This is a genomic window from Pseudomonas qingdaonensis, from assembly GCF_018398475.1.
GTDB classification, from domain to species: domain Bacteria; phylum Pseudomonadota; class Gammaproteobacteria; order Pseudomonadales; family Pseudomonadaceae; genus Aquipseudomonas; species Aquipseudomonas palmensis.
Genome location: NZ_CP074676.1, coordinates 1975272 through 1995869, shown reverse-complemented (window position 1 = coordinate 1995869; position 20598 = coordinate 1975272). Strand labels below are relative to the sequence as shown.

The following is a 20598-nucleotide window of genomic DNA, read 5'->3' as shown; positions in this document are numbered from 1 at the left end:
GCGTTGCGGGCTTTTTTGTGGCGTTGGCGATTACCAGAACGTACCCCGCAACGTCAGCATGTGGTTACGCGGCTCACCGTACCAGTTGGCGGCAACCGAAGAGCCTACTGTCGAATAATAGGTCTTGTCGAACACGTTGTTGAGGTTGTAGGTGAGGCTCCAATGATCATCGAGACGATACTCGGCCATGGCGTTCCACACGGCGTAGCCTGCCTGGCGATATTCATAGCTTTCGTTGCGAATGACCGCACCTGTGTTGTCCAGCACCGCTGCGGTTCCACTGACATAGTTGGCACTCTGCAGGTTCACCCCGCCGCCGATTTTCAAGTCATTGAATTCGCCTGGCAGACGATATGTGGACCATAGCTTGAACAGGTGTTTGGGGGTCAGGCTGCTGAACACCGTGTCGTCGTTACGATTCTGGTTGTGGTTATAGGTGTAACCCGCCATCAGGCTCCAGTCGGGAAGCAGCTCACCGCTGACCTCCATGTCCACACCCTTGCTGACCACTTCGCCCTGCGTCACATAACAGCAGCTGCCACCAAACGGAACGGTCGTTACCGGATAAGCAGGGTCCAGAACAGCCTCGTGCTCACGCTTGGTGTAATACAGAGCGAAGGAGGTGTTGACGGCACCGCCCCACAGCTCCCCCTTGATACCGGTTTCGTAGGTCTTGCCGGTCATGGGTTCGATCGAATTGCTGGATTCGGTACCCGGTGCAGGCGTTGGGCCTTCAAGTTTGTTCTGCTGTGGCTTGAAGATTTCCGAATAGCTGGCATACGCCGACCACTCATCATTCAGGTCATATACCACGCCACCATATGGAACCACCTTGGTGGGCTCTCGGGTAGAAAGATAAGCCGGTGCAACGCCCCTTTCCTGATACGTCTGATAGAACTTGTACCGTTGCGCACGAGCACCAACGATCAGGTGCAGAGGTTCGGCCAGTTGCAGCCGCAGGGTCGAGTAGAGACCGTACTGGATCTGGGTATTGGGGTTGTAATCAGCCAGCCAATCCTTGGTGGTGGGTGGGTTTGGCCACGGCGTGGAACCGGGATCGAACACGTTGATTGGCTCGAAGGCGCCTGCCAGTTGCCCGGTGCCCCTCCATTGACTGGTGATTCGCTGATGATCTGCCCCCATCAAAAACTCATGCTGGCGATCGAACAGGTTGAATTTACCCGCCAGGTTAACGTCCGCCAATTGCTGATCGCTGCGGTAGCGCGCCACACTGCCGAAGCGCGTTGCCCCGGTGCCCGTCACCGGGTTGACACTGCCCACGTTGAACGCGCGCTTCTGCAACCCGGAGTCCTGAGTCTGGGTGTAACTGACGTTAAGCTTCCAGTCATCCGACAGCTCGTGGTCGACCTTGGCAAACACCTCATCCGACCGACCGTCCTGGAACGCCCAGCTCTCGCTCAGGTTGGTATGGCGCGGCAAACCAAGATCCTTGCCGTCGCTGTAGCGAGGCAGGCCGGCGCTGGCACCGTTCTCATTGATACGCTCGGAACGTCCACCGATGGTCAGGCGTGTGCTGGGCAACACGTCCGCCTCCAGGATGCCGTAAAGCGTAGGGCTCTGCGAACTGCGCTCATCCATGAAGTACTGCCTGTCGGTATAGGCCGCTACTAGTCGCCCCCTCAGCTTGCCGTCGAAGCCCATCGGCCCCGTGATGTCGACCTGGCTACGGTAGTTGTCCCATGAACCCGCAGACGCCTCGAACTTCAATTGATAGGTGTCCAATGGGCGCTTGCGCACCAGGTTGATGATGCCACCGGGGTCGCCCGTACCACCAAAAAGGCCTGAAGCACCACGCAGTACTTCAACGTGATCGAACTCGGCCAGGTTGTAGACCTTGCTTGAATAGAAGCTGCCCGCTGTAGTGCCCAGCGCCATGGGGGCTGCACCATCGATCTGGATGTTCTCGATGGCAAAGCCGCGGGAGTAGAAGTCGTTGATGCGCTCGTTCGAGTTGCGCACAGTGATACCCGGCGTCATCTTCATGGCATCGGTCAAATCGACCATGCCCTTGTCCTGAATCACCTGATGGGTAATGACCGAAACCGACTGCGGTGTCTGGCGCAGGCTGGTCGGGGTCTTGGAGCCGACACTGGTCAGGCTGGGCGTATAGGAACCGGTATTCTCGGTCATCTGCCCCATGCCCTGGCCCTGGATGGTGGTGGTACCGAGTTCCAGAGCCGCCCCCAGCGCAGGAGTTCTTTCGACCAGGATCACATCGCCGCTGAGCCTGGCGCTCAAGCCACTGCCCAACAACAATCGATCAAGCCCCTGCTGTACCGCGTAACGCCCGTGCAGCCCTTGCGAATGCTGGCGGGTCACTACTTCACTGGCAACCATCAGGCGCAACCCCGCCTGATCGGCAAACCGCGTCAGTGCCTGGTCAAGCGGGCCTGGCGCAACATCGAAGACCTGCTCAACGGCGTGTTGGTGATCCACCGCCCTGGCCGGTAGGCTGACACCCACGCAGCTCGCTGTCACGATCGCCAGGCTCAAGGCGGTTTGTCTGATCAGATACGGCATAACGCTCCCCTGCTGAAATCAGCGAAATAAAAATCAATCTCGAAAGGAAAGACGTCAGCCCTCTGAAACCCGACAGTGGCAACAATCAATTATTTCTGCGCAGGCCCTACTTTTGCCGTGCGTCGTCTCGCTCGATCACGGTCAACCATGGGAACTGCCGCACGCGTAGCGGCAAGGTGCGCTGCAGCAATTGCAACTGGGCGTGAGTGTCATCGGTTGCAACGACACCGGTGACCGGCAAGCGGCGCAGGTCGTTGTCGCGCACCCAGATCAGGCCGCGGTGGTAGTGGCCGATCTGCTCCAGCACCTCACCCAGCGGCTGCTGGTTGAACACCAGGCGGTCGCGACGCCACGCGGTTGCCGATGCGATATCCACCGCTTGCGCATCCTCCAGGCCGTGCGGACCGAACTGCACCGCCTGGCCGGCGTCAACGTCAACAGCCTGCGCATCCCCCTCGAGCGTCACCCGCACCGAATGCTCGGTCACCACCATCCGCACCTGCTCGCCCTCGCGTCGCACATCGAAGCCGGTACCCAGCGCGCGCATCCGCCCGTTGCCAGCCAGTACCTCGAACGGGCGCTGTGCATCGGCTGCGACCTGCACGAAGAGCTCCCCGGCGTACAAACGCAACACCCGGCGATCGCCTTCCAGATCTATATCCACACGCGTGTGCGGCGCCAGCTCCAGGCGCGAGCCATCGGCCAGGTTCAACGTGCGGTGCTCGCCCAGAGCGGTCACCTGGTCGGCTACCCAACCTTGGGTTTGAGCCTGCCAGTAGAGCCCCCCCGCAAGGCTCAAGGCTATTGTCAAACCCAACAACGGCACCCTGCGCGACGATGCAGGCGGCCGCTCCAATGCACTGCCCAGCCGCTCCCACAGGCGCTCCGCCGCGTGGGCGGCATGCTGGTGTTGCGGTGATGTTTCGCACCACTGCAGGTAGGCGTCCCAGGCAGGCGCCTCGGCGTCGCCCGAATGCAGGTCGACCAACCACTGCAAGGCCTGCTCGGTCAGCACTGTGGATGCCTTGCCTGAACAAAAACCGCTGCTCTCGCGCCTCATTCAGTCATCCATCATTTCGAGGCGTCGAGCACAGTGCAGCAAGGCGCTCATGATGTACTTGCTGACCATGCTCACCGAGACCCCGAGCCGCTCGGCGATGGCCGCATGGCCCAGCCCTTCGAGGCGATTGAGCAGCAGGGCCTGGCGGCAGTTGACGGGCAATTCGTCCAGGGCCTGCTGCAACAGCATCAGTTGCTGGCGCAACTCGAACAGCGCGGCGGGTCCCGGACATGGATCGAGCAGTTCATGCTCGACCTCGTCAAGCGAGCCGACCGGCCCACGCCGAGTGCGGCTGCGCCCCAGGTCGATGATCAGGTTGCGCAGCACGCGGATCAGGAAAAAGCGCGGATTGGCAATCGAATGCGTGCGCTGTTGACGGTCAAGGCCGACGTAACGCACGAAGGCGTCCTGAGTGAGGTCTGCCGCCATTTCCCGATCGCCCAGGCGGCGGTAGGCAATCTGCTGCAGTTCGCGGTGATAGAGGCGAAACAACCGATCCAGATTATCCAATGCACACTCCAGAGCGATCCATGTGCAGGAGCACAGGTGGCGGGAGCGCTAGGGTACGAATTTTGAGAATCGTTCGCAATATCAAAAAACATTGGCGTCATGCAGGAAGCGGACGACCTCCGTTTAAGCCGCCACCGCCCACAAAAAAGCCCGCATCAGAACGGGCTTTTCGAAAAGAGTGCGGATTACCAGAACGTACCACGCAACGTCAGCATGTGATTGCGCGGATCGCCGTACCAGTTGCCCAGTGCCGAGGAGCCGACAGTGGAGTAGTACTTCTTGTCAAACGCGTTGTTGAGGTTGTAAAGCACCGACCAGTGATCATCAAGCCGGTACTCCGCCATGGCATTCCACACCGCATAGCCGGCCTGGCGGTATTCGTAGCGCTCGTTGCCCACCACTGCGCCGGTGGCAGGGTCCAGTACCGATGCCGAACCGTTGACATAGTTCGCGCTCTGGAGATTGACCCCACCGCCTATCTTCAGGTCATTGAAGTCGCCCGGCAGACGGTAGGTCGACCACAGTTTGAACAGGTGTTTGGGCGTGACCCCGCTGAACACATCACCGTTGTTGCGGTTACGGTTGTTGTTGTAGGTATAGCCGGCAATGACGCTCCAGTCCGGCAACACCTCACCACTGACCTCAAGGTCGATGCCCTTGCTGACCACCTTGCCCTGGGTCAGGTAGCAGCAGTTGCCTCCGAACAGCACCGAGGTCAACGGGTAGGCAGGGTCTTCGACGGCCTGGTTTTCGCGCTTGGTGTAGTACAGCGCGATCGAGGTGTTCAACGCACCGCCGAACAACTCGCCCTTGATACCGGTTTCATAGGTTTCACCGGTCATGGCCTCGACCGGGCTTCCCGGCAGCGGTCCTTGAAGGTTGCTTTGCTGCGGCTTGAAGATTTCCGAGTAGCTGGCGTATGCCGACCACTCCTCATTCAGGTCATACACAACACCGCCATAGGGCACGACCTTCGTCGGTTCACGGACCGACACGTCCGAGGCCACTGACCACGCCCCGGTGCTGCCATCGAACTCGCGGTAGACCTGGTCGAACTTGTAGCGTTGCACCCGGGCGCCGACGATCAGGTGCAGCGGATCGGCAACGTGCATCCGCAACGTGGAGTAGAGCCCGTACTGCACTTGCGAGTTGGGGTCATAGTCGCTGACCCAGTCCTTGCGGATAGGTGGTTCGATCCAGGGGGTCGACTTCGGGTCGTAGACATCGATGGCGCCAAAGGCACCGGCCAATTGTGGCGTACCCTGCCAGCGGCTGGTGATGCGCTGATGGTCGGCGCCCATGAGGAATTCATGCTCACGGCCCAGCAGGTCGAATTTTCCGGCAACGTTCACGTCCCACAGTTGCTGGTCGCTCCGATAGCGAGAGTTCGAACCGAGCCACATCGGGCCGAGCCCGGTGACCGGGTTGAGCGCGCCCACGGAAAAGGAGCCTTTTTTCATACCCACATCTTGCGTCTGGGTATAGCTCAGGTTCACTTTCCAGCGGTCAGACAATTCATGGTCGATCTTGGCGAACAGTTCCTGCGAGCGGCCATCCTGATAAGCCCAGCTCTGGCTCAGGTTGGTATGGCGTGGCAGGCCCAGATCACCGCCGGTGCTGAAACGCGGAAGCCCGGTTCCCGAACCGTTTTCATGAATACGCTCGTAACGCCCGCCCACGGTCAGGCGAGTGCCGGGCAGCACGTCGGCCTCGAGCACACCGTAGATCGTGGGCAGCTCGGTGCTTCGTTCGTCGAGAAAATACTGCCGGTCCGTGTAGGCGGTGACCAATCGTCCGCGCAGTTTTCCGTCGAAGGCCATAGGGCCGGTGACATCCAGTTGCGTACGGTAGTTGTCCCAGGAACCGGCCGATGCCTCGACCTTCAATTGATAGGTGTCCAATGGGCGCTTGCGCACAAGGTTGATGATGCCGCCCGGATCGCCAGTGCCGCCGAAAAGACCCGAGGCCCCACGCAGGACTTCGACGTGATCGAACTCTACCAGGTTGTAGTTCTTGTTCGAGTAGAAGCTGCCTGCCGTGGTACCCAGGGCCATGGGCGCCGCTCCATCGATCTGGATGTTCTCGATGGCAAAACCTCGAGAAAAGTAGGTCGACAGCCGGTCGGTGGAATTCTGCACGGTAATGCCTGGTGCAATCTTCATGGCATCGGTCAGATCGACCATGCCCTTGTCCTGAATCACCTGATGGGTAATGACCGAAACCGACTGCGGGGTCTGGCGCAGGCTGGTCGGGGTCTTGGAGCCGACACTGGTCAGGCTGGGCGTATAGGAACCGGTATTCTCGGTCATCTGCCCCATGCCCTGGCCCTGGATGGTGGTGGTATCCAGTTCCAGCGCAGAGTTTGAAGCGGCTTCATTGGTCAGCAACACCGTGTTGTCTTCGATGCGATACCTCAGCCCGGCATTGCGCAGCAGCTGCTCCAGCGCCTGCTGCGGCTCCATGGTGCCCACCACGGCCGGGGCCTTCTTGCCAGTGACCAGGTCAGGCCCGTAGAGAATCTGCAAACCGGTCTGGTTGCCCAGATCGATCAGGGCCTTCTCCAGCGATTGGGCGGGGATATTGACCGCCACACTCTGTGCATACACACCGCCGCTGGCACCCAGTGCCAACCCCAACACGATGATGGAAGCCGAAGTACGCCAGGTGGCCAGTGAATTTTTCAGCACACGTGGTGCACGCCTTTTTTGCTCAACCTTCATAGTGTTGGATCACCCCAGATATCATTCGTCGGAAGATCGTCGCCTCTTCAGGGCCACTGATCAGTCAATGGGCATTCCTTGCTGCCACTTCCGCGCCAATGCCTAAGGGGCACGCAGGCCGGACTTCCATCGGATTCTTCGTGGAACCCAATGGAAGACGAATTAAAAATGAAAAATTTAGGAATCGTTCACATTTTCAGTACAGACATACTGAAAAAAGATAGCGCACCGTCTTGCACGGCAGCTGAAACGTCACAGCGAACGGAGCCCATCGACGTCGATGGGCTCCGGCAACACGGACGCGCCTCAGGCGCTGGCGTTCTGCGCCTTGGCCAGCAACTGTGCACGCTGCTCGGGGGTCATGCTGTCCAGACGTAACCGTGCCGCCGCCAGTTTTTCCAGTTGCCCGGGGGCGGCCTCCTGCGAGCGCAACGCCTGCGCCAACGCTGCCACGCTGGGGTTGTCGAACACCACGCCGGGGTGCACATCGCACTGCAGCAACTTGCGAATGCCCGCCACCAGCTTGATCACCAGCAACGAGTGCCCACCGGCAGCGAAGAAGTCCTGCTCCACGCTCAGGCGCTCCAGCCCCAGCAGTTGCGCCATGCGGCTGGCCAGCAGTTCCTCGACGGCATCGCGCGGCGCCACACAGGCCACCTCGGCAGTGGCCAACGGACGCTGCTGCAATGTTTGTCGATCGACCTTGCCATTGGCCAGGCGCGGCATCTGCGCCAGCACCTGTACATGGCGTGGCAGCATCGGCGCCGGCAGCCTCAGGGCCAGTTGCGCCGTCACTGCGGCAGCCGCCTCCTGACCTGCGCCCTCACGCAGCACCAAGAAGGCCACCGGCTCGGCGTCGACCAGCACCGCAACCGCCTCGCTGACCTGCGCCAGGCTGGCCAGCTGCACTTCGATTTCCGCCAGTTCGATACGAAACCCTCGCACCTTGACCTGCTGGTCGCGCCGGCCATACAGCTGTACACCGCCCTCGGGACGGTAGCGTGCCAGGTCGCCGCTGCGGTACAGCCGCTCACCCGGCTGCAGCGGATGCTCGATGAACACCTGTGCCGTCTGCTCGGGCGCATTCAGGTAGCCACGCGCCAGTTGTCGTCCACCGATGTACAGCTCGCCCAGTTCACCAATGGCCACCGCCTGAAGGTGCTCATCCAGCACCAGCACCTGATTGTTGGGCAGCACCTCGGTCAAGGGCACACTCCCTGCGTCCATATCCGCCGCTGTCACCCGATGCACCAACACACCCACGGTGGTTTCGGTAGGCCCATAGTGGTTGAACACGCGACAGTCCGGACGAATCTCGGCAATGCGCTGCAGCAGCGAGACGCCGATCGCTTCACCGCCCAGCACCAGGGTCGCCGGCAGGTGCGGCGCCTGGGCTTCGAGCAACGCGGCCAGGTGCGAGGGCACGATCTTCAGGCAGTCGATGGCCTGTTCACGCATGAAATGCGCGAACGCCTCGGGCGACTGGATGCTGTCGTCGTCGGCTACATGCAGCGCTGCACCCAGGTACAGCGCGCCCAGCAGCGCGGTGTTGCCAAGGTCGGCAGCCACCGTGGAACTCAGGGCGAAGTGACGGCATGCATCGAGTTGCAGTTGCTGGCACACCCCGGCGGCGTAGTTGAGCAACTGCTGATGCTCCACCACCACGCCTTTGGGCGTGCCGCTGGAGCCGGAGGTGAACAGCACATAGGCGACATCGGTCGCACTGAGCGCAGGGCTGGCCACATCGCCGTCGACGTGGCCCAGCAGCGCGATGTCCTGCACGACCATACCCTGCCCGGCCAGTTGGGCCAGATGCGCCTGCTCGGTCAGCACCAGGCCTGGCTGTGCCTGTTCCAGCATCTGCAACTGCCGTGCAACCGGCCATTGCGGGTCCAGCGGCAAGTACGCGGCGCCCACCCGCCAACAGGCCAGCATGGCCACCACCCATTGCGTCGAACGTGGCAAGGCCAGCCCTACCCGCCCACCCTGGCCCACGCCGAGTGTCACCAGGTCGAACGCCAGGCGTGCCACGCGCTGTTCAAGTTCGGCGTAGCTCAGGGTCACGCCGGCACTGACCAGCGCCGGAGCGTCCGGGGTGATGGCGGCCCACTGGGCGATGCGTTCGGGTAACAGCACCCGGTCTTCCAGCGCACGCACTGCGGGGTTGAGGGCAAGCAGCGCGGCGTTGTCCGCAGCCCCCGAGAGGTTGAGCCGGCCCAGGGCCTGTCGACTGTGCGCGGCGATGCTGTGCAGCAGCGCCTGGTACTGTCCGAGCAGCACTTCAAGACCGACCTGGCTGTAGCGCCCCGCTTCGGCGTCAAGACGCAAGGCCGTGTCGCTGACGCTCAGCAGCAACTCGAACCGGGGCTGTGCTTCGGCCAGGCGGGTCGCCTGCCACTGCGCAGTGCCGACAACCTGCTCCAGCAAGGCAGCGCGCGCGGCAAAGCCGTAAAGCGGGTTTTCATACGCCACCGGCAGGTTGCCTGCGGCATATTCCTGCCAGGTTGCATGCTGCTCGAGCTGCGCCGCCAGGTCGGTAACCCACGCTTCGAAGGGTTGCTCCTGATCCACATGCACTACCAGCGGCAGGGTTTTCTCGAACACCCCGATGCTGTTCTCGAAGAACGCGTAATCCTTGCGCCCGTCGTGGCGCCAGCCACCGACAAACCGATGGCGCCCGCTGATGCGTGCCAGCAGCGTCCACCAGGCTGCCTGCAGCACGGTGTCCAGCGTTACCCCCAGGCGTTGCGCCAGGCCAGCCAGCTGCGCCTGCAACGGCGCCTCCAGCGTAGCCTCAAGCTTGAGCGCGGCTGCGGGCTGGGCCGTGGCACGGCGGTATGGCAAACAGGGCGCAACGCACGCTTCGCTGGCCGGCAGGTGCGCCTGCCAGTACGCCTTGGCGGTGTCGGCATCTTCGTCGAACAGCACTTCGCTGCGCCACTCCAGGTATTGCGCAAATTGCCCCGGTTCCTCGTCGTCGACCGCAGCAGCGTGCAGGTAGGCCTGTACCAGCGCGTCGAACATTACCTTGAGGCTGCCGGCATCACCGACAAAGCGGGCCAGCGCCAGCACCAGCACCCACCGCCCCTGCGTCACACGCGACAGCAAGGCCTGCACGTACGGGCCTGCCGCAGGCCAGGGTTCGGCGAGCCACGCCTCGGGCGCCACATCCGGCTGCACCTGCAGGTCGAACGCCTGCGCCGATGCCTCGGGCATGAACTGGCGCTGGCCGTGATAGCCGGCCACGCTGCCCAGGCGCATGGCCAGGGCGGCGTGTCGCGCCAGCAGGCTGTCCAGTGCCTGCTGCAGGCGCGGCACATCCGGCTCGCCGTGGATATCGACGCGCAGGCAATGCGCGATGGCCTCGCGCCGTGCACCGGCATTCAATGCCGCGACCCAGGTTTCCTGCTCGGGAAGCAGGGCCAGGCCTGTGTCCTGTGTTTCCAGCTGTGCCGTGCTCATGCGCCCGCCTCGTCCTTTGCCATCGTCCGCTGTTGTGTGTCAGGCAGCGCCTCCAGGGCACTGCGTTCGATCATCTCGCCCATCGCCACGACAATCTTGCGCGGCCCCTCGAAGGGGTCGCGAGCATGGGCGGCAAGCATGTTGTCGAGCAGAATCACATCACCCTTGCGCCACTCGAAACGCACCGCGCATTCCTCGTACAGGTCGCCGATCTGCTGCATGACCTCGTCCTCGATCGGCGAACCGTCGCCGTAGTAAACATGACGGGGCATGCGCTGCTCGCCGAACAGTGCCAGCAGGTCTTCGCGCACATCCGGGTCCAGGCAGTAGATGTGGTGCAACTGCACCTGGTTGAAGAAGCTCTTCTCGCCCGTGACCGGGTGGCTGATGATCGCCGGGCACGGCGTGCGGATCTGCAGTTCGTCGTTGTCCAGCCAGGTCCACTGGATGCCCGCCGCACTGCAGCGCGCCTCGACCTCGGCACGCACCTCGGTCTTGAAGAAGTGCTGCCACGACACATCGAGCTTGTCGGCAAAGGTGCGCACGTATAGCAGGCCCTTGCCCTCGAAGCGCTCACGCAGCTCGGTCGGCAGCTTCTGGTACATCAGACGGCAGTCCACCACCGGGGTGGCGCCCCCCACGGGTGAAGGCTGCTCACAGAAGAACAGCTGCTTGCGCGGCCAGCGATCCTGATGCGCGCTTTCGTTGTGGAAAAGAATCATCTTCTTCTCCGGATACGGCGTCGAACGGTAGGTGTTCTTGCCGCCTTCCTTCTTCGGCAGGTCACCGTACTGGCCATACAGGCCAGGCTGCACCGCTTCGGCAAAGGCTTCGAAGGCGTGGATATCGCGCAGGGCGAAACCACGGAACAGGATGCCGGCATGCTGGGCAAGCTTGTGCTCCACCAGTGGGCGGTTGTGCTCGATCCACTGGATCAGGTCCAGCCCCGGGTCGGTCGGTTCCCACAGCAGCGGGAACGCCTGGCCCGGCACCATCAGGCTCTCGCGCATGGAGGCTACCGCAGGGCGCGCTGCCGGCCCCTGGGCCTTCTTCAGAAACTTGCCCAGTTTGTCGGCCTTGCTCGGTGCAGCGGGTGTTGCAGGCGCAGCCACAGGGGCCGCGGTATGGGTAGGCATGTTGATTTCCCCTAGACGTTTATCTGGATCACGCACCATCTGTTCGAGAATGGTCATCCAGCCTTTCACGCAGAGCTCGATACGTTCTTGTTGGAATAAGTCGCTGGCGTACTGCCAGGTGCCATGCAACTGGTCGGCCTCCTGGTCGATGAACAGGGCCATGTCGAACTTGGAGTAGCCACCGCCCATCGGCAGTGCCTCGACCCGCACCGCGTCCATCGCCGCCTGGCGCACCGGCAGGTTGTTCATCACGAACAGCACCTGCACCAGCGGGTTGGCGCCCTTGTGCCGAGGCGTCGCGGCAGCCTCGACGATCTGGTCGAATGGCAACTCCTGGTGTTCGAACGCACTCAGTGCGGTGTCCTGGACCTGGGCCAGGTACTCGCGCACCGACAGCTGCTCCTGCCAGCGTGAACGCAGCGGCAGCACGTTGATGAAAAAGCCGATCAGGCCTTCCAGTTCAGGCTGCGAGCGCCCCGCCACGTCCGCCCCGACCAGCACGTCGTGGCTGCCACTGAGCCGGTGCAACATCACCTGGAATGCCGCCAGCAAGGTGCTGTAAAGGGTGACCCCGGCGGCACGTGACAGGCCCTTGAGCTGCTCGTGCAGGGCCGTCGGCAGGCTGAAGTGCAGGTCGCGACCGGCATGGCTGGCCTGGGGCTTGCGCGGGTGGTCGGCCGGCAACACCAGCAGCCCGTCGTGACCGGCCAGGGTGCGCTGCCAGAAGGCAGCCTGTTCGCGCATCACTCCCGCCTGCTCCAGGGCCTGCTGCCACTGGGCATAATCGGAATACTGCAAGGGCAAGGGCGGCAACGGCGTCTGGATCCCGGCCTTGAGGCGGGCGTAAGCCTCGACCACTTCGTTGCTCAGCAGCGCCAGCGACCAGCCATCGGAGATGATGTGGTGCATGCAGAACAGCAGCACGTGGCGCTCCTGACCCAGGCGTATCACCTGGCCACGCAACAGCGGTGCCTGCACCAGGCTGATGGGCTGGCGGGCATTGTGCTCGATCGCCTCGGCCACCCTCGCCTCCTGCTCCCCTGCTGGCAGCATCGACAGATCCAGCAGCGGCAGAGGCAGCGGCACGTCTGTGCTGACCACTGCCAGTGGATCACCGTCGTCATCGGCCACATACGCGGTACGCAGTACTTCATGGCGCCTGATCAACTGCGCCAGGCTGGCTTCGAGCAGCGGCACCGACAGTTCGCCTTCCAGGCGCAGCGCCAGGGGCATGCCATAAGCGCCGCTGGGCGCGGCGAACTGCTCGACCACCCACAGCCGACGCTGGGCCAGCGACAGCGGCGCCGTGGCGCGCTCGCCGTAGGCCTGCAGGCTCGGCAGCGCCGCGCGCGACCGGCCATCGCGCTGAGCCAGCAAGGCGGCGAAGGCACCGAGGGTCGGCGTGCCGAACAGGTCACGCAAACCCACCTCGACACTCAGCACCTGACGCAGCCGCGCCACCACCTGGGTAGCCAGCAACGAATGGCCACCCAGCTCGAAAAAGTTGTCGTCGCGACCAATCCGCGACAGCTCCAGCACCTGCTGCCAGACCTGGGCAATCCTCTGCTCCAGATCACCTTGCGGCGCCACGTACTCGGCCTGCAGCAGGCTCGCATCCGGGGCCGGCAGGGCGCGGCGGTCGAGCTTGCCGTTGGCCGTCAGTGGCCATTGCTCCAGGAACAACAAGTGCGTGGGCACCATGTAGTCCGGCAGTTCGGCCTTGAGCCGGGTTTTCAGTTCTTCCCGCAGGGCCGTGGGGTCGGCGGCGTTATCGTGGGGCAGTACATAACCCACCAGTTGCTGGCCGCTCGGCCCGTCCACCGCCAGCACCAGCGCTTCGCGCACCGCAGCCTGTTGCACCAGACGTGCCTCGATCTCACCCAGTTCGATGCGGAAGCCGCGGATCTTGACCTGATGGTCGATGCGGCCGACGTATTCGACGATGCCATCCTGGCGATAACGCGCCAGGTCGCCCGTGCGGTACAGGCGCTCGCCGCGAGCCGAGAACGGGTCGGGCACGAAGCGCGTGGCGGTGAGATCGGCACGCTTGAGATAACCACGCGCCAGGCCGGCCTGGCCCACATACAGCTCGCCGATGGCGCCTTTTGGCACCGGGTTCAGGTCGGCATCGAGCAGGTACCACGACAGGTCCGGGATCGGCTCGCCAATCGGGCTTGCCGCATCGCCGGCCAGGTCTTCAAGGCTGACTGGACGGTAAGTGACGTGCACCGTGGTCTCGGTGATGCCGTACATGTTGATCAGTTGCGGCTGCTGATCGCCGAAGCGCTCGAACCAAGGGCGCAGGCTGTGCACGTCGAGAGCTTCGCCACCGAACACCACGTAACGCAGGGCGGGTTTGGCTGCTGCATTGACGGGGGCACAGGCCACCTGCATCAGCTGTTTGAACGCCGATGGCGTCTGGTTGAGCACGGTGACCCCCTGCTCGCACAGCAACTGGAAGAACTCTTCCGGTGCCCGGCTGGTGGCCTGCGGCACGATGACCAGCCTGCCGCCATACAGCAGCGCACCAAAGATCTCCCACACCGAGAAGTCGAAGGCATAGGAGTGGAACAGGCTCCACACGTCACTCGGCCCGAAGGCGAACCAGTGTTCGGTGGCGGCAAACAGGCGTAGCACGTTGTGGTGCGCGAGCAACGCGCCCTTGGGCTTGCCGGTGGAGCCGGAGGTGTAGATCACATAGGCCAGGTTGGCAGGGTCCAGCGAGAGTGCCGGGTTGTGCATGGCGAAGGCGCCGAAGTCATCGTCCAGCAGCAACGTGCGCACGCCTTGCGGAACTGGCAGTTGCAGGTGCGACTGGGCCAGCACCACACTCAGGCCGCTGTCCTCCATCATGTAGGCCAGGCGGTCCTCGGGGTACGCCGGGTCCAGTGGCACATAGGCGCCGCCAGCCTTGAGGATCGCCAGCAGGCCGACCACCATCTCCAGGCTACGCTCGCAGGCCAGGCCCACCAGCACCTCTGGCCCGATGCCCTGGGCAATCAACGCATGGGCCATCTGGTTGGCACGTTCGTTGAGTTCGCGGTAGCTGAGCTGGGCGTCACCCAGGGTTAGCGCGATGGAGCCCGGCGCACGCGCAGCCTGGGCTTCGATCAGTTCATGGAGGCAGCGCTGGCTGGCGAACTGCGCAGGCGCCGGGTTCCATTCGGCCAGCACCTCGCGCTGCTCGGCCTGCTCCATCAGCGCCAATGTGCCCAGGGGCCGATCAGCCGCCGAGGGCATGGCCAGCAGCAGGTGGCCCAGCTGCGCGGCGATCTGCTCGATCGTGGCCGGTGCGAAGTGCGCCAGGTCGTAGCTCATGTGCAACGACAGTTCGTCGCCAAGCCCCACGGCCAGGGTCAACGGGTAGTTGGTCTGTTCGTGCTGCTCCATCGCGCCGAAGCGCAGGCCCTCTGGCGCCGCCTGCTCCAGTACCTCGGCCACCGGGTAGTTCTCGAACACCAGGATATTGTCGAACAGCGCCTCACCACCCTTGCCGGCCCAGCGCTGCACTTCGAACAGCGGTGTGTGCTCATGCTCGCGCAGGCTCAGGTTCTGTGCCTGGACCTGCTGCAGCCACTGGCCGACCGTCAGCTCCGGGCGCGGGCTGGCGACCACCGGCAAGGTGTTGATGAACAGCCCGATATGCTGCTCGACCCCCTTGAGCTCGGCTGGGCGCCCCGCCACCGTGGCGCCGAAGGCCACGCATGCTTGCCCGGTATAGCGTTGCAACAGCAACAGCCAGGCCGCCTGCAGCAGGGTATTGACGGTGACTTTCTGTTCACGGGCAAAGCGTTGCAGGCGCCCGGTGTCGGCGGCCTTCAGGGTCAGGTGGTGATTGGCATAGCCATCGCCGGCAGGCGTCGATACCCGGGCCAGGCGTGTCGGCTCCTGCAAGTCGCGCAACTGCTCGCCCCAGAAGGCTTCGCTGCGCTGACGGTCCTGGCGCTGCAACCAGGCGATGTAGTCGCTGTAGTTGCCAACGGCGACCTGCGGTGCCTGCCCGCAATAGCGTTGCAGCACCTCGCCCAGCAACTGCGAATTGCTCCAGCCATCCATCAGGATGTGGTGGTGGGTATAGATCAGGTGGTAGCGCTGCGCCCCGCTCTGCACCAGGTGCAGGCGCAACAGCGGCGCGTGGCCCAGCTCGAAGCCGCGGCGGCGCTCGTTGCCAGCCAGCGCGGCCACCGCCTGTGCCAGGTCGTCGCGCTCACGCCAGTCGTGCACCTCGAAACTCAGCGTGGCCTGGCGCAGCACCGCCTGCAACGGCTGCAGCAGCGGCGGCTGCCAGAGAAATGCGGTACGCAGGATGTCGTGCGCGTCCACCGCATCCTGCCAGGCGCGTGCAAAGCGCACGGGGTCGAGCCCGTCGATCTCCAGGCTCATCTGCGTGATGTAGTCGGCACTGTCCTGCTGGTACAGGCTGTGGAACAGCATGCCTTGCTGCATCGGCGACAGCGGGTAGAGGTCCTTGAGGGTAGGCGCGGCAATCGGCAAGGCATCCAGCTGGGCCTGCTCGAGTCCCGCCAGCGGGAAGTCCGACGGCGTCACGCCACCGGCCTCGGGGCTGCAGCAATGCGCGATCAGCAGGCACAGTTCGTGGCCATAAGCATCGGCCAGGCGCTGCACGCTGGCGGTATCGAACATGGCGCGGCTGAAGGTCCAGTTCAGTTCCAGCTCGCCCTTGTAGACCTGGCCATTGATGCTCAGCCAGTTGTCCAGCGGCGCCTCGGCGCTTTGCGGGTTGCCGGCCGCATCGCCGCAGGGCGTGAACAACGCGGTGGCGTCGGCGAAGCTGGCATCGAACTGGCCCAGGTAGTTGAAGGTGATGCGCGGCGTCGGCAGCTCGCCCAGCGCACGGCGCGCCGCCTCGTCGCCCAGGTAGCGCAGGGCGCCGAAGCCGATGCCCTTGTCGGGGATGGCGCGCAGCTGCTGCTTGATTGCCTTGATCGAGTCACCCAGGCCTGCGGCCGGGGTCAGCTTGAGCGGGAACACGCTGGTGAACCAGCCCACGGTGCGGGTCAGGTCCTGGTCCTCGAACAGCTCCTCGCGGCCATGCCCTTCCAGTTGCAGCGCCACTGCCGGGGCCTGCGTCCAGCGGGTCAGCACCCGGGCCAGCGCGGTCAGCAGCAGGTCGTTGACCTGGGTGCGGTAGGCGGCGGGCGCTTGCTGCAGCAACTGACGGGTCTGCGCCAGGTCCAGGCGCGTACTGACACTGGCAGCCTGGCGGTTGCTCAGGTCGCCTTGCGGGTGCTCGCACGGTAACGCCAGCGCCACCCCCTGCAACTGGTGCTGCCAGTAATCCAGCTGGGCCTGCACCGCTTCACTGCGCGCATGCTGCTGGAGCCACTGCGCCCAGCGTCTGATCGATGTGGTCCTGGGCGGCAGCTGCACGGCCTGCCCGTCACGCAAGGCGGCGTAGGCCTGTTGCAGGTCCTCGAACAGGATGCGCCACGATACGCCGTCCACCGCCAGGTGATGGATCACCAGCAGCAGGCGCTGCTCGCCCTGCGCCAGGTCGACCAGCAGGCCGCGCAACAGCGGGCCATGCTGCAGGTCCAGGCTGGCCTGCGCGGCCTCGCCCAAACTGTCGAGCTCGTGCAGCGACGCCGCCTCGCGATGCCACAGCAGCGCCATGCCCGGCTCGGCGACGGCGTGGGCGTGCCAGCCGTCGGCCCGCTGCTCGAAGCGCAGGCGCAGCGCATCGTGATGCGCGACCACCGCCTGCAAGGCACGCTCGAGCAGCGACGCGTCGAGTGCCTGCGACGGCTTGAGCAGCACCGATTGGTTCCAGTGGTGACGATGCACCTGCACACTGTCGAAGAACAGCTGCTGCATCGGCAGCAGCGGTGTCGGGCCGACCAGTGCTACCTGTTCCGGCGCGGTGCCGGCGGTGCCGACCTGCGCCACCGTGGCCAGGCTTTGCACGGTCTGGTGCTGGAACAGATCCTTGGGGCTGATACGGATGCCCGCCTGACGTGCACGGCTGACCACCTGGATCGAGATGATCGAATCCCCACCAAGCTCGAAGAAGTTATCGGTCAGGCCTACCTGCTCGAGCTTGAGCACGTCCTGCCAGATGCTCGCCAGGCGCTGTTCCAGATCGCTCTGCGGGGCCACGTAGACGCTCTGCAGCAAGCTGGCATCGGGTTGCGGCAGGGCCTTGCGATCGAGTTTGCCGTTGCTGGTCAACGGCAACTGCTCGAGGAACAGCAGGTGCGCCGGCACCATGTGCTCGGGCAGGTCCTCGCGCAGCTGCGCCTTCAGCGCCTCGCGCAGTTCGCCCGGGTCGATGCCCGGCGTGCGCGGCACCACGTAGCCGACCAGTTGCGCGCCACTGGCCCCCGCCTGGGCCAGCACCACGGCCTGGCGCACCTGCGACAGTGCCTGCAGCCTGGCCTCGATCTCGCCCAGCTCGATACGGAAGCCACGGATCTTGACCTGATGGTCGATGCGCCCGATGTACTCGATCACCCCGTCGGCGCGATAGCGGGCCAGGTCGCCGGTGCGATACAGGCGCTCGCCCGCAGCGCCGAACGGGTCGGGGACAAAGCGCGTGGCCGTCAGGTCGCCGCGATTGAGGTAACCACGCGCCAGACCCGCCTGGCCGATGTACAACTCACCGATGCAGCCCCTGGCCACCGGGTTGAGCGCGCGGTCGAGCAGGTACCAGGACAGGTCCGGGATCGCCTCGCCGATCGGGCTGCCGGCCTCCCCCGCCAGGTCTGCCAGGCGCAGCGGACGGTAGCTCACATGTACCGTGGTTTCGGTGATGCCGTACATGTTGGTCAATTGCGGCTGCCGGTCGCCGAAGCGCTCGAACCACGGGCGCAGGCTCTTCACCTCCAGCGCCTCGCCACCGAACACCACGTGGCGCAAGGCGTTGCGTGCGCCGGCATGCTCGGGCGCACAGGCCACCTGCATCAACTGACTGAAGGCCGAAGGGGTCTGGTTGAGTACCGTGACACCCTCCTTGAGCAGCAAGGCATTAAAGTCCTCCGGCGAGCGGCTGACATCATGTGGCACCACCACCAGGCGCCCGCCATACAGCAACGCGCCGAAGATCTCCCACACCGAGAAGTCGAAGGCGTAGGAATGGAACAGGCTCCACACATCGTCCGGGCCGAACGCGAACCAGTGCTCGGTGGCGGCGAACAGGCGCAGCACGTTGTGATGGGCAAGCAAGGTGCCCTTGGGCTTGCCGGTGGAGCCCGAGGTATAGATCACGTAGGCCAGGTTGGCCGGGGTCAGCACCACCTGTGGATTGTGCGGGCTGTAGCCGCTTGTATCGTCGCTCAGCAACAGGCACTGCACACCGCCGTCAAGCGGCAACTGCGCCAGCAGCGATGGCTGGGTCAGCAGCAGACCGATGCCGCTGTCCTCGATCATGTAGGCCAGGCGCTCGCTCGGGTAGGCCGGGTCCAGCGGCACATAGGCACCGCCGGCCTTGAGGATGGCCAGCAGCCCCACCAGCATCTCCAGGCTGCGCTCGACCGCCAGGCCGACCCGCACATCGGCGCCCACGCCCTGTTCGATCAGGCGGTGGGCCAGACGGTTGGCACGCTCGTTGAGTTCACCATAGCTGAGCCGGGCCTCGCCGCAGCACAGCGCAATCGCCTGCGGCGTCCGCTCGACCTGGGCCTCGATCATCTGGTGCAGGCACTGTGTGACCGGGAACGCACGGGGCTGGCCATTCCACTGGCGCAGGGTTGCCTGCTGCTCGGCCGGGCCCAGCAGGGGCAACTCGTCGATGCGCCCGGCCGGGTTGGCGAGGATCGCCTGCAACAGGTTCAGCCAGTGCCGGCCCATGCGCGCGGCGGTGCTTGCCTCGAACAGGTCGGTGGCGTAGGTCAGCGCTGCCGCCAGGCCTTCAGGGTTGTCGTAGGTGTTGAGGGTCAGGTCGAACTGCGCGGTGGGGTTGTCCCAGTGCAGCGGCGCCAGGGTCAGGCCCGGCAGTTGCGCCGCCGGGTTGCCCTGGGCCTCGCCCTGGTGGTTGTACATCACCTGGAACAGCGCGTTATGGCTCAGGTTGCGCTGCGGCTGCAACGCGTCCACCAGTTGCTCGAAGGGCAGGTCCTGGTGGTCCTGCGCAGCCAGCACACACTGGCGTACCTGCTGCAACAGCGCGCGAAACGTCAGGGGCGCGTCGAACTGCGCCTTGAGGATCTGCGTATTGACGAAGAACCCGATCAGGCCTTCGGTCTCGACCCGGTTGCGGTTGGCCACCGGCACGCCCACGCGAATGTCGGGCTGGCCGCTGTAGCGGTGCAGCAGGGTCTGGAACGAAGCCAGCAGCAGCATGAACAGGGTCACGCCCTCGGCCTGGGCCAGGCGCTTTAGCCCTGCACCCAGTTCGACGGGCACCTCGATACCCAGTTGCGCGCCCCTGAAGCTCTGCTCGGCCGGGCGTGTGCGGTCCAGGGGAAGCTCCAGGACCGGCTGCTCCCCCCCCAGTTGCGTGGTCCAGTAGGCCAGTTGGCGGTCACGTTCGCCGGCCTCCATCCATTGGCGCTGCCACAGGGCGTAGTCGGCATACTGGATCTTCAGGGCGGGCAGCTCCAGGGTCCGGCCCTGGCTATGTGCGGCATACAGGCGCATCAGTTCGTCGACCATGATCTGCATCGACCAGCCGTCGGAAACGATATGGTGCTGCACGATCACCAGCACATGCTGCGTCGCACTCACCTGCAGCAGCGTGGCACGCACCAGCGGGCCCTGCTGCAGGTCGAACAGGCTGCGCGTCTGCGCCTCGACGAAGGCCTTGATCGCCGCCGCGTCGGCCTTGGCCAGGGTCGCCCGGCCAAGGCTGAACGGCACGTGCTCGGCAATCTGCTGCAGGGTCTGCTCGGCGTGCTGGACAAAGGTGGTGCGCAGCGCTTCATGACGCTCCAGCAGCGCTGCAAAGCTGCGCTCCAGGGCCTCGACGTTCAGATCGCCGTCCAGCGACAGCGCGCTGGACAGGTGATAGGCCGCGCTATCGGGGTCCAGCTGCCAGAGGAACCACTGGCGTTCCTGGGCGTACGACAGCAACAGCGGCTCTTCGGGTTTTCGCTTGAATACCGGGGCAATGCCAAAAAGGTTGATGCCCTTCTGTTTGAGCATTATCGCCAAGGCCTTGCGCTCCCTTGGTGACAGCTCGCCCACCGCCCCGATCAATTCTTGCACGCCACTA

6 protein-coding genes are annotated in these 20598 nt (G+C 64.3%); all 6 read right to left on the bottom strand.

Features of this window, described 5'->3' with window-relative positions:
* Positions 1 to 30 precede the first annotated feature (30 nt).
* On the bottom strand, positions 31 to 2541 hold the full coding sequence (locus KH389_RS09185; RefSeq protein WP_116053330.1) for a TonB-dependent siderophore receptor: 2511 nt from the start codon (positions 2539 to 2541) through the stop codon (positions 31 to 33).
* Positions 2542 to 2647: 106 nt separating this feature from the next.
* The gene (locus tag KH389_RS09180; protein WP_213607247.1) at positions 2648 to 3601 is read right to left on the bottom strand and encodes a FecR family protein; all 954 of its coding nucleotides are present in this window, start codon (positions 3599 to 3601) and stop codon (positions 2648 to 2650) included.
* On the bottom strand, positions 3602 to 4111 hold the full coding sequence (locus KH389_RS09175) for an RNA polymerase sigma factor (protein WP_213607246.1): 510 nt from the start codon (positions 4109 to 4111) through the stop codon (positions 3602 to 3604).
* 185 nt (positions 4112 to 4296) lie between these two features.
* Positions 4297 to 6831 carry a TonB-dependent siderophore receptor gene (locus KH389_RS09170; RefSeq protein ID WP_213607245.1) on the bottom strand — a complete coding sequence of 845 codons (2535 nt, stop codon included), beginning with the start codon at positions 6829 to 6831 and terminating at the stop codon, positions 4297 to 4299.
* A 306-nt stretch (positions 6832 to 7137) separates the two neighbouring features.
* Positions 7138 to 10293 carry a non-ribosomal peptide synthetase gene (locus tag KH389_RS09165; protein WP_213607244.1) on the bottom strand — a complete coding sequence of 1052 codons (3156 nt, stop codon included), beginning with the start codon at positions 10291 to 10293 and terminating at the stop codon, positions 7138 to 7140.
* Positions 10290 to 20591, bottom strand: a complete 10302-nt coding sequence (locus tag KH389_RS09160) for a non-ribosomal peptide synthetase (RefSeq protein WP_213607243.1) — start codon at positions 20589 to 20591, stop codon at positions 10290 to 10292. Before KH389_RS09160 ends, KH389_RS09165 begins: the two co-directional genes overlap by 4 nt.
* Between the last annotated feature and the right edge of the window lie 7 nt (positions 20592 to 20598).

Coding starts and splice junctions, on each gene's coding strand:
- KH389_RS09185 (WP_116053330.1), bottom strand. CDS start 2,541: ATGCCGTATCTGATCAGACAAACCGCCTTGAGCCTGGCGATCGTGACA.
- KH389_RS09180 (WP_213607247.1), bottom strand. CDS start 3,601: ATGAGGCGCGAGAGCAGCGGTTTTTGTTCAGGCAAGGCATCCACAGTG.
- KH389_RS09170 (WP_213607245.1), bottom strand. CDS start 6,831: ATGAAGGTTGAGCAAAAAAGGCGTGCACCACGTGTGCTGAAAAATTCA.
- KH389_RS09165 (WP_213607244.1), bottom strand. CDS start 10,293: ATGAGCACGGCACAGCTGGAAACACAGGACACAGGCCTGGCCCTGCTT.